The sequence below is a fragment of the Rhodococcus sp. H-CA8f genome (assembly GCF_002501585.1).
Lineage (GTDB): Bacteria > Actinomycetota > Actinomycetes > Mycobacteriales > Mycobacteriaceae > Rhodococcus_F > Rhodococcus_F erythropolis.
Genome location: NZ_CP023720.1, coordinates 5,165,305 through 5,180,770, shown reverse-complemented (window position 1 = coordinate 5,180,770; position 15,466 = coordinate 5,165,305). Strand labels below are relative to the sequence as shown.

General features: G+C 62.4%; 13 protein-coding genes. 10 read left to right on the top strand and 3 right to left on the bottom strand.

Annotated elements, in window-relative coordinates:
• Positions 1 to 7: 7 nt before the first annotated feature.
• Entirely contained in the window at positions 8 to 1,618 is a 1,611-nt protein-coding gene (locus tag CPI83_RS24135) for an ABC transporter substrate-binding protein (protein ID WP_069147035.1), read from the bottom strand.
• Between the two features lie 162 nt (positions 1,619 to 1,780).
• Here CPI83_RS24135 and CPI83_RS24130 point away from each other — a divergent pair, with 162 nt between their 5' ends.
• The 4 genes from CPI83_RS24130 to CPI83_RS24115 all read left to right on the top strand — a co-directional run bounded on the left by CPI83_RS24130 (position 1,781) and on the right by CPI83_RS24115 (position 5,581).
• Positions 1,781 to 2,941: a pyridoxal phosphate-dependent aminotransferase gene (locus CPI83_RS24130; RefSeq protein ID WP_097388242.1), complete on the top strand. Its 1,161-nt coding sequence runs from the start codon at positions 1,781 to 1,783 to the stop codon at positions 2,939 to 2,941.
• Positions 2,942 to 3,005: 64 nt separating this feature from the next.
• Positions 3,006 to 3,611: a TetR family transcriptional regulator gene (locus CPI83_RS24125; protein WP_046379784.1), complete on the top strand. Its 606-nt coding sequence runs from the start codon at positions 3,006 to 3,008 to the stop codon at positions 3,609 to 3,611.
• A gap of 68 nt (positions 3,612 to 3,679) precedes the next feature.
• Positions 3,680 to 5,101: an adenylosuccinate lyase gene (purB, locus tag CPI83_RS24120; protein WP_019747059.1), complete on the top strand. Its 1,422-nt coding sequence runs from the start codon at positions 3,680 to 3,682 to the stop codon at positions 5,099 to 5,101.
• 66 nt (positions 5,102 to 5,167) lie between these two features.
• Entirely contained in the window at positions 5,168 to 5,581 is a 414-nt protein-coding gene (locus CPI83_RS24115) for an HIT family protein (RefSeq protein WP_070386306.1), read from the top strand.
• A 15-nt stretch (positions 5,582 to 5,596) separates the two neighbouring features.
• Here CPI83_RS24115 and fes read toward each other — a convergent pair whose 3' ends face one another.
• Positions 5,597 to 6,832 carry an enterochelin esterase gene (gene fes / locus CPI83_RS24110; protein ID WP_084326969.1) on the bottom strand — a complete coding sequence of 412 codons (1,236 nt, stop codon included), beginning with the start codon at positions 6,830 to 6,832 and terminating at the stop codon, positions 5,597 to 5,599.
• Between the two features lie 66 nt (positions 6,833 to 6,898).
• On the opposite strand from fes, the gene fepB reads away from it, so the two are divergent.
• The 3 genes from fepB to CPI83_RS24095 all read left to right on the top strand — a co-directional run bounded on the left by fepB (position 6,899) and on the right by CPI83_RS24095 (position 9,991).
• On the top strand, positions 6,899 to 7,894 hold the full coding sequence (gene fepB, locus CPI83_RS24105) for a Fe2+-enterobactin ABC transporter substrate-binding protein (protein WP_030534669.1): 996 nt from the start codon (positions 6,899 to 6,901) through the stop codon (positions 7,892 to 7,894).
• 160 nt (positions 7,895 to 8,054) lie between these two features.
• The gene (locus CPI83_RS24100; protein ID WP_020906367.1) at positions 8,055 to 9,332 is read left to right on the top strand and encodes a histidine kinase; all 1,278 of its coding nucleotides are present in this window, start codon (positions 8,055 to 8,057) and stop codon (positions 9,330 to 9,332) included.
• A complete protein-coding gene (locus CPI83_RS24095; protein ID WP_019747064.1) occupies positions 9,329 to 9,991 on the top strand; it encodes a response regulator transcription factor in 663 nt (220 codons plus the stop codon). The genes CPI83_RS24100 and CPI83_RS24095 overlap by 4 nt, the downstream gene beginning before the upstream one ends.
• 97 nt (positions 9,992 to 10,088) lie before the next feature.
• Here the strand turns inward: CPI83_RS24095 and CPI83_RS24090 are convergent, their stop codons facing one another.
• Positions 10,089 to 11,021, bottom strand: coding sequence for a tyrosine-protein phosphatase (locus tag CPI83_RS24090; RefSeq protein ID WP_097387825.1), 933 nt, complete (start codon positions 11,019 to 11,021; stop codon positions 10,089 to 10,091).
• 250 nt (positions 11,022 to 11,271) lie between these two features.
• On the opposite strand from CPI83_RS24090, the gene CPI83_RS24085 reads away from it, so the two are divergent.
• From CPI83_RS24085 to CPI83_RS24075, 3 genes are all read left to right on the top strand, one after another.
• Positions 11,272 to 12,306, top strand: a complete 1,035-nt coding sequence (locus tag CPI83_RS24085; RefSeq protein ID WP_097387824.1) for an ABC transporter substrate-binding protein — start codon at positions 11,272 to 11,274, stop codon at positions 12,304 to 12,306.
• Between the two features lie 155 nt (positions 12,307 to 12,461).
• Positions 12,462 to 13,355: a phosphoribosylaminoimidazolesuccinocarboxamide synthase gene (locus tag CPI83_RS24080; RefSeq protein WP_019747067.1), complete on the top strand. Its 894-nt coding sequence runs from the start codon at positions 12,462 to 12,464 to the stop codon at positions 13,353 to 13,355.
• Complete coding sequence (locus CPI83_RS24075) at positions 13,352 to 15,466, top strand: S9 family peptidase (RefSeq protein WP_019747068.1); 2,115 nt, start codon at positions 13,352 to 13,354, stop codon at positions 15,464 to 15,466. Before CPI83_RS24080 ends, CPI83_RS24075 begins: the two co-directional genes overlap by 4 nt.

Here is a 15,466-nt window from a genome sequence, read left to right as displayed (position 1 = left end):
TTCCGGCTTATTTCAGAACTCGGATGCCTGGGCCCGCCAGGGTTCCACCAATCGGCGCGTACAGGGACGTCGCACCGTTGAAGAACATGAAGTTCGGCGATGTGGATACCGGAACGACGTCAGAAGAGGTGAACAGTGCCTGTTCCGCTTCCTTCCACACCGAGCAGGATTCCTGCCCGGGCAGAACCGAGGCCTTCGCAGCCAGTTCGGTGTACTCGGGATTGTCGATCGATGCGAAGTTGACGCCCGCCGGAGGGGTCGGGCCGGAGAAGTACGGAACGAAGATGCTGGGAGTGTCACTCTGGACGGTCAGACCGATCGAGATCGACCAGGATGTCAGGTCCTTTGCCGCGAACGTATTGGAGATGATGAAATTGTTGTCACCACCGCGAAGCTCTACCTTCGCGCCGAGTTCCTGCCACTGCTTCATCGCGTATTCTGCTGCTGCAGAAGTGGTATCGCGGTAGTTGGCAAAGATGACCGTCAATTGCAGCGATTGACCGTCCTTGGTCAGAACGCCGTCGGATCCGGGCTTCCAGCCGGCGTCGGCGAGGGTCTTCTTCGCCGCGGCCATGTCGAACTTCGGAACTACACCGGTGACACTGTCGTAGTCACATGCCCGCGGATCGACAACGGCCAATGCCGTAGCGCGCGAACCCTTGCCACCGGTGTTGATGTCCGTGTAGTCGTCGAGATCGATTGCCTGCACGAGCGCGCTGCGCACCGCTTCGTCCTTGGTGGGAAGAGCAGAATTGTGGTTGAAGATGAACTGCCCGCTCAAGGTGTTCGACGTCATCGATTCCAGGCCGGACGCTTCCACACGTTCGATATCCGCACCGGCCACCGGTGCTGCGTTCACCGTTCCGGTGAGGACCAGGTTCGCCGTCGTCGCCGCGTCGGTCACGATCTTGATCGTGACGGCCTTGGGCACTCCGAGGGTGTCCGATGTGGTTTCGCCGTTCGGTCCCCAGTTGTATCCGTCGCGGCGTTCGAGCGTCACGTGATCGTTTGCCACTACTTCGGTGATCTTGAACAGGCCGGTTCCGTTGCTGCTGCCGCGAACACTGGCGGGGTCGTCGAGTGCTGCCTGGCATGCCAGTTTGAGAGCACCGATGCGCTCGAGCAGGAAGGGCGCAGGTTCCGCCGTCTTGATCGTGAGCTCGTCGCCATCGGCGGTTGCTACTGCAGTTTCGGGTACCGACGCTCCCAGCCACGGCGAGCCGTTCGTCTTGTCGACGACCCAGTTGATGTTGTTCGCGGCTGTCTGGGCAGTGAACGTCGTGCCGTCTTCACACGTGATCCCTTTTTTGAGGGTGAAGTTCAGCGAAGTTCCGTTCTCGCTCCATTTTTCGGCCAGATACGAGCCCGCTGCACGGGTTTTGGGGTCGATGGCCAACAACGAGTCGTTGGTATAGCTGTTGATTGCCTGCGTGGCAGTCAGGTTGGTGATCAGGGGATGAAGGTTGCCGGGGTCGGTGTTCACGATCGTCGTGAAACTCCCGTCCTTGGCGTAGTCCCCGGAGGTACCGCCGCCAGGATCAGAGGTGCTTCCGCACGAGGCAACCGTGAGAACGCCGATCGTGACCAGAGCCGCGGTGGGCACTGAGCGAGCTTTCATCTGATGCACCTTTTGATCGAAGGATGTCGTTGATCAATGCTGCGCGAGGGACGTGGCCCAGGTCTCGTTGAATCGACTCATGCTGAGCACCTGAATCTGTCGGATCGTCACAAAGGATGGTCGTCGTTTCTCACGGAAGTGTGGTTCGGCTACCGTCGGGGTGTGCGCTCAGAATCTCGTCGATCAGATATCCAGACCTTCCATGTCATGGATGTATGGAAGGCCGCGACCGAACGTCAGCGGACGCACGGTGACGTTCTGACGTTGGCTGCCGGTCAACCGTCGACCCCCGCGCCGGCACCGGTGCTACGTGCGACGCGCGAGATCCTCGGCACCGAACTACTCGGGTATACCGAGACTTTCGGGATCCTGCCGCTACGCGAAACTATTGCGCGCTACCACAGCGAGCGATCGGGAATAGCCGTCGACGCCGAAGACGTGGTGGTGACGACAGGTTCGTCCGGGGCGTTCACCTTGCTTTTCCTGGCCGCGTTCGACGAGGGCGACACCGTGGTGGTCGCTCGCCCCGGATATCCCGCCTACCGCAACACCCTTGCCGCTCTCGGCTGCAACGTCGTCGAACTCGACTGCGGGCCGGCAACCCGATACCAGCCGACGGTGGACATGCTCGAGGCCTTGCCGTCGCCGCCTGCCGGTCTGATCGTCGCCAGCCCGGCAAATCCGACGGGCACGGTGATCTCGCCCGAGGAGCTCGCTGCGTTGGCGACGTGGTGCGAGCAGCACGGCACCCTTCTGATCTCGGACGAGATCTACCACGGCATCGGATACGGCGATCAGCACACGTCGAGCGCCTGGGAGACCTCACGCGAATCCGTAGTGATCGGCTCGGTGTCCAAGTACTTCTCGATGACGGGTTGGCGGCTCGGGTGGATGTTGGTGCCGACGTACTTGCGGCGCCCGCTGCAGAGACTCGCGTCGAACATGACGGTGTGTCCACCCGCGATCTCTCAGTACGCCGCCATCGAGGCGTTCTCGGACGAGGCGAAGGTCGAGTTGGACGGGCACGTTCAGCGGTACGCCGTCAATCGTGAACTGCTGTTGACCGGGTTGCCGAAACTGGGCATCACCGAACTGGCTCCCGCCGACGGTGCGTTCTACGTCTACGCGGATATCGGCCATCTGTGTGGCGACGAGGGCGCCACCGCGTGGTGTGCCCGGTTGCTGACAGATACCGGGGTCGCGTTGGCACCCGGAATCGATTTCGACACCGTCCACGGAAACCGGATGGTCAGACTTTCGTTCGCGGGCGCGACAGCCGACATCCAGGAGGCGCTGACCCGCCTCGAGAAGTGGCTCGGGTAACAAACAGCAGGGTCTTCGAGCTGTTTCGCCATGCGGAGGTGCCCTCTGCTGGCACGATGTCGTGGTGTCTTCTGCAGCTACGCCCAAGGGTGAACGACGTCGCCAAGCTCTGGTGGCGTCCGCTGCTGAACTTTTGCTGGAGGGCGGGTTCGACGCCGTTCGTCACCGAGCGGTGGCAACCAGGGCCGACCTTCCTCTGGCTTCGACGACCTATTACTTCGACTCACTCGACGATCTGATCGCGTGTGCCGTCGAGCTCAACGGCAACGCCGACATGGAAGCGATGCGCGCCAGAGTGGCTGCGGTGACCCAACGTCGGCGGGGCGCGGAATCAACCGTCGAACTTTTGGTCGAGCTGCTGCTCGGAGACGAAGAGAAGCGGCCGGAGAGCCGCGAACGATTGATCTCGCGCTACGAACGATTTGTGGCATGTGCCCGTCATCCCGCGCTTCGTGACGTGCAGTTGCGCCTACGCGCCCAGCTCGACGACCTGTTGACCGATGCGCTTCGACGCTCGGGCCGAACGGCTCCCGAGGGGCAATTGCGCCGTCTTGTCGCGATGGTCGACGGCGCGATGATCACGGCGCTCGGGGAGTACGACCCGGATCCACGCGGGTTGGCCAGAGGAATGCTCTTGGAATCGATCGACGTGATGGCGCCGCCGGTCTAGCTCGGGGGCGACAGCTGCTCTAGCTCGGGGGTAACAGCACTGCTCGGCCACCGTTAGACTGAGGCCTCGTGAGCCGCATCCCGAATGTCCTTGCCAACCGATACGCCAGCCCGGAGCTTGTTGCTCTGTGGTCTCCCGAGTACAAGATCGTGCTCGAGCGCCAATTGTGGGTGGCGGTGTTGCGTGCGCAGGCAGAGCTGGGCATCGACATTCCGGCCGACGCCATCGACGACTACGAGCGCGTCATCGACAACGTCGACCTGGCGTCCATCGCGGACCGCGAGCGGGTCACCCGCCACGACGTGAAGGCACGCATCGAGGAATTCAATGCACTCGCCGGACACGAGCAGGTCCACAAGGGCATGACCAGCCGTGACCTCACCGAGAACGTCGAGCAGCTGCAGATCGTGCGTTCTCTCGAACACGTCTACAACCACGGTATCGCCGTCGCCGCCCGTCTGGGTGAGCGCGCTGCCGAGTACTCGTCCATCGTGATGGCCGGCCGCTCGCACAACGTCGCAGCTCAGGCCACCACCTTGGGCAAGCGTTTCGCTTCCGCGGCCGACGAGCTTCTCGTTGCACTGACACGTCTGCGTCAGCTGATCGATCGCTACCCGCTGCGTGGGATCAAGGGCCCGATGGGTACCGCTCAGGACATGCTCGACCTCCTCGACGGCGATGCGGCCAAGCTCGAGCAGCTCGAAGCGAAGGTCGCGGAGCACCTCGGATTCGCCCACGTACTGACCAGCGTCGGCCAGGTGTACCCGCGTTCCCTCGACCACGACGTCATCTCCGCGCTCGTCCAGGTCGGCGCGGGCCCGTCGTCGTTTGCACACACGATCCGCCTGATGGCCGGCCATGAGCTGGTCACCGAAGGCTTCCAGCCCGGCCAGGTCGGCAGCTCGGCGATGCCGCACAAGATGAACACCCGCTCGTGCGAGCGAGTCAACGGACTTCAGGTGATCCTGCGCGGCTACGGCTCCATGGCAGCCGAGCTCGCGGGTGCACAGTGGAACGAAGGCGACGTCTTCTGCTCCGTCGTGCGTCGCGTCGCTCTGCCGGACGCGTTCTTCGCGATCGACGGCATGTTCGAGACCTTCCTGACCGTGCTGATCGAGATGGGCGCGTACCCGGCCGTCATCGAGAAGGAACTGACGCGCTACCTGCCGTTCCTCGCCACGACCCGCGTTCTCATGGCAGCGGTGCGCGCGGGCGTCGGACGCGAGACCGCCCATGAGGCGATCAAGGAGAACGCCGTCGCAGTTGCGCTGGCGATGCGTGAGGAAGGCAAGGAGCCCGACCTGCTCGATCGCCTTGCCGCCGACGATCGTTTGCCGCTCGACCGCGCCGCACTCGACGAGGCTCTGGCCGACAAGGCGGCCTTTGTCGGCGCCGCGTCTGCTCAGGTCGACGCCGTTGTCGCCGAGGTGCAGAAGCTTGTCGACGCCAACCCCGAAGCTGCGGCGTATGCGCCGTCGCCGATTCTGTAAGGGCTACGCCCCTGTGCGCCTTTTCGGTAGTCACCACTACCGAAAAGGCGCACAGGGTCGAAGAGCATGAACTGCATCTTCTGTTCCATCATCGCCGGTGAGGCCGAGGCCAGCGTCGTCTACGACGACGCGAATGTCCTTGCCTTCATGGATATTCGGCCGTTCACATCCGGCCATCTCCTGGTCGTGCCGAAGCGCCACGCCAGTGGATTGTCCACGCTCGATTCCGGCGACGGTGCCAGGATCTTTTCCGTCGCACAGAAGATCGCCGCAGCGATGCGTACCGGACCTCTCCCCATCGACGGAGTGAATCTGCATCTCTCCGACGGAGCTGTTGCGGGGCAGGAAGTCTTCCATGTTCATCTGCACGTCATTCCGCGAAATCGCGGCGACGGCTTCGGCCTGCGTGCGCTACCTCGCACGCCCAATCGGGCAATTCTCGACAGCACGGCTGCCGTCATTCGCGGTGCACTGAACTAGCGGCACCGGCCACTTTCAGGGACTGCCGATCAGTTCGACAACGGAGTCCAGAAGGACACTGCGCCAGCACAACCAGTCGTGGCCGCCGTCGAAGATCCGATACGACACTTGCGCTCCGGCAGCCTCCAACGCCTGTGCGACCGCTGCGCTGTGCCCGACCATGTCGGACTCGTGCCTACCTACTTCGAGGACAACGCGTAAACCGTCCGGCACGCCATCGCGCTCGATGCGTGCGGCGATGTCTCCACCCGGCGGACCGTCCTCGCCGCGCTTCAAGCCTGTCGGCCACCAGAATGAACCGGACCCGCTGGCGACCAGCGCGAAGTGTTCGGGGAATTCGAGTGCTGCGAACATCGAGGCCAGGCCGCCGAAACTCTGCCCTGACACCACCGTTCGCGTTCGATCAGACGAGAAGGGTGCGACGGCGCGCACCTGCGGAAGTAGTTCGTCGACGACTGCACTCCAGTAGTCGCGGTTGCACGGCAATTCCTTCGAACGACGTTGATTGTCAACGGAATCAATGGCCAGCAAAACGCAGGACTTCAGTTTGCCGGTCTGGACTGCACGATCGAATGCGGCACCTGCTGGCATGACCTCGGCCCAGTGGCGCCCGTCGAGAAGTATCACGAGCGGCCGTTCTTCGAGCGGTGTCAATCCGTCGTCCACGGTCTCGTAGATCCACACCGGCCGCTCGACGTCCAACGTCGAACTGGCCCAGGTGAGCTGTATCGACTTCCTGAAAACTGGAGCATCCCAACCGAACTGGACCGGCGCCGAGGGCATCTCGGCGACGGAACGCCTTGTGTCCACGCCTGCGGAAAGCGGATTGAGTGGGTCGGCAATTCGGTGTTCGAGCAACCCCAACCAGCGGGTGCGGCGGGTCGTGTCTTCCTTGCCTGCTCCCGGATAATCGAATTCGTCGACTACGGACTTCGGCGCCGGGATGATGCTGTAACTGCTGCGCCAGGTGTTCGAGACTTCGGCGGCGTAGAACCACACCGGACTCTCGCCGACCCGTTGCATCACGCTGAGTTGTTCCGCGTGATGGTCGGTCAACGAGTTTGCGTCGAGGTAGACGCGCTCGACTTCCGCCTCCTCGGGCTGTCGCCAGAGGAAAGTTACTCGAACTGTATGTGTGTCAACACTTTCGATGATCGGCGTGCCTTGTTGCACTATCCGGTTCCAGAAGGTGTCGATGTCGGGCGAGGCCGCGAGGGAAGCGGACAATTCTGTCACCGCCTGAGTTAGCATGAGCACAGCCTAACCTAATTTCATGGGCTTTTGAATTCGAGGAGTGGTCCGCCAGTGGGCGTCACAATGAAAAAATCGCGCGCCTTGAAGGTGCTCTCTGCAGTCTTGGTGGCAGGGTTCGCTCTCGCCGGATGTAGTTCTGCGGATGCCGATTCCGGTGCTGATTCGGCTGCATCGCAGGGCAATTGGCCCCGCACGGTGGAAACGCCGAAGGGGCCGGTGGAGATCACGTCGAAGCCGGAGAGGATCGTCTCGACCAGTGTGACGCTGACGGGCACGCTGTTGTCGATCGACGCTCCGGTGGTGGCTACCGCATCGACGGGACCGAACACCGACGTATCGGATGCGCAGGGGTTGTTCACACAGTGGGGCGACATTGCTCGAGAACGTGGACTCGCAGTGCTGCCGATGGGCGGAGCGAACGCAGAATCCGTTCTGGCCCAGAACCCGGACCTCATCGTCGTCTCGGCGACGGGAGGTGACTCCGTCGTCGATCTGTACGAACAGTTCACGGCCATCGCTCCGACAATAGTGGTGGACTACGGCGGAAGTAGTTGGCAGGAAGTGGCCGCCGTGCTGGGTGAAGCGACAGGTCTCGAAGACAACGCAGCGGCCACGGTCGCGAAATTCGACAGCGCAGTAGAGGCAGCGAAGGCCAAGATCACACTTCCCCCGCAGCCGACCACCGCGCTCGTCTACTACGAGGACGGCAGCGGCGCCAATATCTGGACGCACGAGTCCGGGCAGGCGAAGTTGCTCACGGCGATGGGTTTCACGGTCGCCGACATTCCCGAGTCTGCGAAGAGCAGTGAATCCATGGGTAAGCGCAAGGACATCATTCAGGTCTCGGCCGAGAACCTCTACGACGGTATCGCGGGCAACACCCTGATCTTGGTCAGCGCCGACGACGGTGCGGTGAAAGCGGTCGAGGCACTTCCCCTGTTGGCGCAGCATCCGGCAATTCGTGATCACCATGTCTATGCCGTGGGGCTCGATACCTTCCGTCTCGACTACTACAGCGCAACCAACATGGTGAACCGGTTGGTCGAGCAGTTCAGCTGAGACATAAGTACTGGACATAAGTACTAGGCCTTTCACCCCGAACTAGTCCTTTGGTTGTAGCCGAGAATCGAACATTCCCTTCACGTTCGCCGAATGTGGGACCAAGTGGTGCGCGCATGCCACCATGAACGTCAATCATCGGATGCGGAATGGGGAGTGGATGTTCGACTCGGCTGGTCAGAATGTCTCGGGGCAAGCCCTGGCATCGCGAGGGTGGGGACGTTTCAACCTGAACAACCCGGCCACGGCGGCCGTGATCGTCGGCCTGCTGAGTGTGCCGTGGGTGTTCGGTCTCGCCAGTCTCAAGACTGAACCCGAGACGAGCAATCGAGTGCTGAGCGATCCGGGAACCGTCGTCGGCATCATGGGTTTCCTGACGGTGTTGACCGTTGTGGCGTGTGCGCGCCGGCGGTACCCGATCGCGTACTACCTCCTGACGTTGGCAGGATCCGGCGGATTGATGCTCTTCCTCGGCAGTCGATCGCTGGGGGCCACGCCGCTTTTCTGGTTCGCGATCATGGCAGTGTCCATCCGGGTGAGCGGCATGCGCCTGGTCGGACTGCTGGTCCTCGGAATGGCGATGGACGTGATCTTGGCGATGTATCTCACCGAGCGGGACGGGCTGACGGTCGCAGAGGTTCAGGTGGGGGAGTTGCCCCACCTGTTCCTCGAGCCGGCGGCAAACACCGTCACGAGTTTTCTGGTCGTCGCCGCCATGGGAAAGATCGTCGCGCGTCTGCGAAAGCAAGCAGTGGAGAACAGTCAGGCGGTAGCGGATCTGCACCGGGACCGCGAACGCAAGATCGCGAATGCCGTTGTCGCCGAACGGCAGGACATGGCACGTGAGTTGCACGACGTCGCGGCTCACCACATGACCGGCATGATCATCCAGGCCCGTGCCGCCGACAAGTTCTTCTCGAGCAATCCCGAACAAGCGCAAGCCCTCCTGGGCGGCGTCATCGAGCAGGGGCAGCGGGCCCTCAACAGCTTGCGGCAGATCGTGGGGATCCTCCGTCTGGGTGAGGAAGACCCCGATTTCCCGACGCCTATGGTCTCCGACATCGACGAGTTGGTGGACGACTGCAGGCGCACCATCTCGTCGATCTCGCTCGAGAAGGTCGGCCGCTTCGACGACCTGGACAGCGGAGTCCAGTTGACGTGCTACCGCATCGTCCAGGAGGCGTTGTCGAACGTCCTTCGCCATGCGCCGGGTAGCGAGTCCAAGGTATGTCTGAGCCGAGAAGCCGGTGCGGTGAGAGTCCGGGTGATCAATACGCTCGGGAATGCTCGTCCGTCCTCCGACGGGCAAAACCTCGGAATTGTGGGAATGCGCGAACGCGCGACGCTCATGGGTGGTCAACTGGACGCCGGACCGAATTCGGAAGGTGAGTGGGCTGTGCAGGCACTGGTGCCGGTGAACGGGAGGATCAACGCATGATCGACGTCCTTATTGCAGACGACCAGCAGGTGGTACGGCAGGGGTTCGAACTGTTTCTCTCCGGCCACCCCGAGATTCGCGTCGTCGGGCATGCCAAGACGGGAGTCGAGGCGTACGAGCAGGTGCGTGCACTGCGTCCGGACGTCGTACTGATGGATATCCGAATGCCTCACGGTGACGGGTTGACCGCGACCAGAGAGGTCCTTGCCGAGTTTCCGGCGACCCGCGTCGTCGTGATCACCACGTTCGATCTCGACGAGTACGTTTTCGAGGCGCTCGACAGTGGCGCCGCAGGGTTCCTGCTCAAAGACGCCGATCCCGAGGAGCTCTCGTCGGCAGTGCTGACCGTGGCCGAGGGTGGCTCGGTGCTCTCTCCGAGATTGACGTCGAGACTGATCGTGGAGTTCGCGAGGCGCAAGCCGGCACCGATGTCCACGGCGCGCTCCGGATCGGATCACGGTCTCAGCGCGCGTGAAATGGATGTGGTGCAGTTGCTGTCACAAGGCTTGGGAAACAACGACATCGCAGATTCCCTCAGCCTCGAGCAGAGCACGGTGAAGTCGCACATCAGCAACATCTGCAAGAAGCTGCAGGTGCGCACCCGTGTGCAGATCGTCATCTGGGCGTACCGAAACAACGTGATCGCCGTATCGCGCTGACGCACGGGACGCTGCGGCGCATCCGGCACGGCACGGGCAGGGAAATTCCACGTGCCCCGGGTTCGACCCCTCGTCGAACCCGGGGCAGCTGGGTCGCTCAGCCCAGCAGTTTGGCTTTGAGCGTCATGACGGTCGCCGGACTCAGACCCAAGCCCTCGGTCAGGTAACGATCGACCGACCCGTAGGTCTGGTCCAACTGGGCGAGGCCGGCATCGAGATAGCTTGCCTCGACACCCAACAGGGGCTCCATGTTGACGGCCATCTGTTCGCCCAGGCTCGCCGCGATGCCCGCGCGCGTGGCCTTCATGCCTTCGGCTGTGTACTCGTTGGTCAGCAAGTAGTCGTTCATGATCACCGAGCGGTCGACACCGGCGATGCTCAGCAGCAGAAACGACGTCCAGCCGGTGCGATCTTTACCTGCAGTGCAATGGAAGACCTGTGCGCCTTCGGTTTCCGCGAGGCCCGTGAGCAACTGTGCGAACCCGGCTCGCTCCGTCGCTCCGGTGACGAAGGCGCGGTTCATGTCCTGCATCATCGATCGTGAGTCATCGGGGGACTTGATCTTCGCGACCATCTCGGCGATGTTCCCGGACAGGATCGGAATGTTCTCGTACACAACCCCGTCGGGCAGGACATCCGGCTTGCTGGCGATCTCGGGTTCCGTGCGCAGATCGTAAACCTTTGTCAGTCCCAGCTTTTCGAGAATGCTCATGTCATCGCCCTTGGGCGTGATCGCGTTCGCGCGGTAGAAGACTCCCTTGTTCACGGGCAGGCCGAAAGTTCCCGAGTATCCGGCGCCGGTGCCTGCGACGTCGCGGAAATTGTCGATCCCGGTCAGCCGCGGAGCATCTGGGGTTTGCTCGGCACTGCCGAAGTTGCTGGATCCGAAATCCAGTGAGCCGAACTGTGGAGCCGAGGGGGCAGGTTCGGCGTGCGCGATCGAGGCGCCGAAACCGGTGATGAGAAAGCTGCTGGTCAACGCAATGGCCGCGGCAGACCGTAGCGAGCACGTGCGCGTGGATCGGGACATGTGTGAGCCCTTCGTCGAGCGGAGAGAGTGGCTGGTCGATGAGGTATCGCGAAGGCAAGGTAGCGAGTTCGCGTGTCCGATTCGAGAGGAATCTTGCTTTGCTCCCTCTCAGTGGGAGGCGTGCTGCTGTGAGCGTGAGTGACTCGGGAGGCGCAGTTCATTCCTCGAGACCTGTGTTTGTGTAAAGGTCCAGTGCCCTGATATTGGTTAGCCTCACCAAATCAATTCCGGAGCAGTCCGGTGCGTTCAGATGGAGTTCAACATGCGGGTTCAAGGTCTGTCGTGGTTTCGCCGCGCAGTGGTGATCGGCGCAGCAGCTGCGCTGGCGGTCGGCGTCGCCGGCTGCAGCAACTCCGAGGAGGCGTCGTCCGAATCGTCGACGACAGCCGCGAGCTCGCAGACCCGTGTCTTCGAGGCACAGAACGGATCCATCGAGATCCCGAGCGACCCGCAGCGGATCGTGGCCTGCGGATACGCAGTTCTGCCGCTGATTCAGGCGGGAGCGAACCTGGCAGCAGTATGTGAGTGGACCCGTGAACTCGGCAACATGGACGACAAGACCAAGGCCGCTTACGAAGCTCTGCCGAAGGTCGCGCCCGACGGCAACGTCTCCCAGCTCAACTACGAGGGAATCGTCGCTGCCGAGCCCGATCTGATCATCATGGGTGTTCCCGCTCGTGTCGAAAGCCAGCTGGACATGACGCAGCTCAAGGCGGCCGCTCCCGTCGTCTTCCTGGGACCGACGGTTCCTGCTGATTGGCGAGTGCTGGGCGAGCAGTTCGCCGATGCCGCGAATGTCTCCGACACCTACGGCGAGTTCAAGGACGACTACGACGCCAAAACCGCCGAACTGGCCGCGAAGTACAAGGACAAGCTCGGCTCGCTGACCTTCGGCGGCGTGTGCAACGTCTGCAAGCCGGAGGCCGGCACCTTCTCACGCGAGTACGCGTCTTCGTACACGACCAATCTGTTCGACGGACTCGGACTGCAGTTCCCCGGCACCCCCGCAGACCCCGCCGACATCCACGTCGAACAGGTATCCATCGAGAAGATCGGCGAAAATCTCGGAAATGTCGACGTGATCGTCTACGGCCTCAACGCCGATGGCTCGATGTCTCCGCAGTTGCAGGAGCTGGTCAATTCCGAGCTGTGGAAGGAATTGCCCGCAGTGAAGGCCGGCAACGTCGTCCAGCTCCAGCATTCGTTGGCCGCGACCTATCAGACGGCTCTTCTGACGCTGGATTCGATCGACGAGGGCCTGTCGAAGCTGCCCGCAAACCAGTAGTTCATCGACTGTGACGGTGGCCTCTCGCCTGCTGGCGAGGGGCCACCTGCATACCCGGATGAGCAGGGCGGACAGCTCTCCGAACGGCGAGGACGCTCACCTGTCCCGGCTACCGGGGTTCTGTACGAACTGCGAACGCCCGATAGGGTGACCGGGTGCGTCCTACACTTGATTCCTACACTCATCTGGCCGGTGGCAAGGTCCGTGACCTTTACACGATCGACGACGAGCATCTGCTGCTTGTCGCGAGTGATCGGATCTCGGCCTACGACCACGTGCTCAGCACGCCGATCCCGGACAAGGGTCGCGTGCTCACCGCGATGAGCGTGTTCTTCTTCAACGTCCTCGGTGGCACCAACCACCTGGCCGGCGAGCCCGACGACGATCGCATCCCGGAAGAGGTTCTCGGCCGCGCTCTCGTGGTGCGCTCCCTCGACATGGTTCCCGTCGAATGCGTCGTTCGTGGCTTCCTCACCGGCTCCGGCCTGGTCGACTACAACAACACCGGCGCAGTGTGCGGCGTCGCGTTGCCCGAGGGCCTCGTCGAGGCGTCGCGGCTGCCCGACCCCATCTTCACCCCGGCGTCCAAGGCCGCTCTCGGGGATCACGACGAGAACATCAGCTTCGATCAGGTAGTGGAGAAGGTCGGCCAGAAGCTGGCAGTGCAGCTTCGCGAGGACACTCTCGACGTTTATGCCCGCGCCTCCAACTTCGCGGCCGATCGCGGAATCATCCTTGCCGACACCAAGCTCGAATTCGGTCTCGACTCCGGTGGAAACCTCGTGCTCGCCGACGAGGTGCTCACCCCCGACTCGTCGCGCTACTGGCCTCTCGAAGGCTACGAAGCGGGCAAGGTGCAGCCCAGTTTCGACAAGCAGTTCGTGCGCGACTGGCTCACGAGCCCCGAATCCGGCTGGGACCGTAGCTCGGACACGACACCGCCGCCGTTGCCGCAGGAGATCGTCGACGCGACTCGGGCACGCTACATCGAGGCGTACGAGCGCATTTCCGGTCTGTCCTTCGACGATTGGGTCGGTCCCAGCGCATGAGCCTGATCCCGCCGGTCGCAAAGAAGGTCCCCGCCGAACGTACCCATCACGGACACACGTTCGTCGATGACTACGAGTGGCTGCGGGACAAGGACAACGCCGAGGTAGTCGCATACCTCGAAGCCGAAAACGCGTACACCGACGAGCAGACGGCCGCGCTCGAGCCGTTGCGCGAGAAGATCTTCCAGGAGATCAAGTCGCGGACGCAGGAAACCGACATGTCGGTGCCCACTCGCATGGGTAAGTGGTGGTACTACTCGCGCAGCGTGGAAGGCAAGTCGTACACCGTCCAGTGCCGGTGCCCCATCGCCGGTGAAGACGACTGGACTCCGCCCAACCTGACGCCCGGCGTCGAGCTGGCCGGCGAGCAGATCCTCATGGACGGCAACGTCGAAGCCGAAGGGCACGAGTTCTTTTCGCTCGGCGCGTTCTCCATCAGCGAGGACGGCACGTTGCTCGCGTACTCGGTGGACATCGTCGGCGACGAGCGGTACACCTTGCGGTTCAAGAACCTCGAGACCGGTGAGATGCTCGCCGACGAGATTCCCGATACCGCGCCTGGCGCCACCTGGGCGATCGACCACAGTCACGTCTTCTACATGACGGTCGACGATTCCTGGCGTCCGGACACCGTGTGGCGTCACAAGCTGGGAACGCCGCAGAGTCAAGATGTTTCGGTGTTCCACGAGCCCGACGAGCGGTACTGGGTTTCGGTGGGGTCTACCCGCAGTGAGAAGTACCTGATGATCTGGGTCGGTTCCAAGGTGACCAGCGAAGGCTGGATGCTGGAATCGGCGAACCCGGAAGGCGACTTCCGCGTCATCATCCCGCGTCGCGAGGGCGTCGAGTACGGCGCTGAACACGCGGTGATCGGGGGAGAGGACCGCTTCCTGATCCTCCACAACGACGTCGTGGACGGAGTCAAGGCCGAGAACTTCGTGTTGGTGGAAGCTCCCGTGTCGGATCCGACAAACATGACGACGCTGATCGAGCACAGCGCAGACGTTCGTCTGGAAGAAGCCGAAGCCTTTGCCGGACACCTCGTCCTGAGCTACCGCCGCGAGGCGCTCACTCGGGTTGCCGTGTGGCCGTTGACGGATGACGGCTACGGCGAGCGTCACGAAATCGACTTCGACGAAGAACTCTTCAGCATCGGTATGGGGTCCAACCCGGAATGGGCGCAGCCCACCATCCGACTCGGCTTCACGTCGTTCATCACTCCCGGGCAGGTGTACGACTACTACGTCGCCAGTGGTGAACTGGCACTGCGCAAGTCGCAGCCTGTTCTCGGTGACTTCGATGCGAGTAATTACGAGCAGCGTCGCGACTGGGCAGTGGCCGACGACGGAACCCGCATTCCGCTCTCGATCGTGAGGCGCGTAGGTGCGCCGGAAGGTCCCGCGCCGCTGCTGTTGTACGGCTACGGTTCCTACGAGGCGAGCATCGACCCGTCGTTCTCGGTTGCCCGCTTGTCGTTGCTCGATCGCGGCGTCGTCTTCGTGGTCGCACACGTGCGCGGCGGCGGCGAGATGGGTCGTCACTGGTACGAAAACGGCAAGACGCTCACGAAGAAGAACACTTTCACCGATTTTGTCTCATGCGCAAAGCATTTGATCGACACCGGTGTCACAGCCGCTGATCGGATGGTTGCCGACGGCGGTAGTGCGGGTGGATTGCTGATGGGGGCTGTCGCCAACCTCGCCCCGGAACTGTTTGCCGGCATTCTCGCCAATGTTCCGTTTGTCGACCCGCTGACGTCGATTCTCGATCCGTCGCTGCCGTTGACGGTCATCGAGTGGGACGAATGGGGAGATCCGCTGCACAACAAGGACGTCTACGACTACATGCGCTCGTACAGCCCGTACGAGAACGTGGAAGCCAAGGACTATCCCGCCATTCTTGCGATCACGAGCATCAACGACACCCGTGTTCTGTACGTGGAGCCGGCCAAGTGGGTCGCGAAACTGCGCGCCACGAAGACCGGTGATGCTCCGCTACTTCTCAAGACCGAGATGAGCGCCGGACACGGCGGTGTCAGCGGTCGGTACGAGAAGTGGAAAGAGGTCGCATTCGAGTTCGCCTGGGTTCTCGACACGGTTGGCGCAAACTAG

Bases quoted from the DNA above. Each gene is read 5' to 3' on its own strand.
- CPI83_RS24135 (WP_069147035.1), bottom strand. From the start codon at position 1,618: ATGAAAGCTCGCTCAGTGCCCACCGCGGCTCTGGTCACGATCGGCGTT.
- CPI83_RS24115 (WP_070386306.1), top strand. From the start codon at position 5,168: ATGAACTGCATCTTCTGTTCCATCATCGCCGGTGAGGCCGAGGCCAGC.
- fes (WP_084326969.1), bottom strand. From the start codon at position 6,832: ATGCTAACTCAGGCGGTGACAGAATTGTCCGCTTCCCTCGCGGCCTCG.
- fepB (WP_030534669.1), top strand. From the start codon at position 6,899: ATGAAAAAATCGCGCGCCTTGAAGGTGCTCTCTGCAGTCTTGGTGGCA.
- CPI83_RS24100 (WP_020906367.1), top strand. From the start codon at position 8,055: ATGTTCGACTCGGCTGGTCAGAATGTCTCGGGGCAAGCCCTGGCATCG.
- CPI83_RS24095 (WP_019747064.1), top strand. From the start codon at position 9,329: ATGATCGACGTCCTTATTGCAGACGACCAGCAGGTGGTACGGCAGGGG.
- CPI83_RS24090 (WP_097387825.1), bottom strand. From the start codon at position 11,021: ATGTCCCGATCCACGCGCACGTGCTCGCTACGGTCTGCCGCGGCCATT.
- CPI83_RS24085 (WP_097387824.1), top strand. From the start codon at position 11,272: ATGGAGTTCAACATGCGGGTTCAAGGTCTGTCGTGGTTTCGCCGCGCA.
- CPI83_RS24075 (WP_019747068.1), top strand. From the start codon at position 13,352: ATGAGCCTGATCCCGCCGGTCGCAAAGAAGGTCCCCGCCGAACGTACC.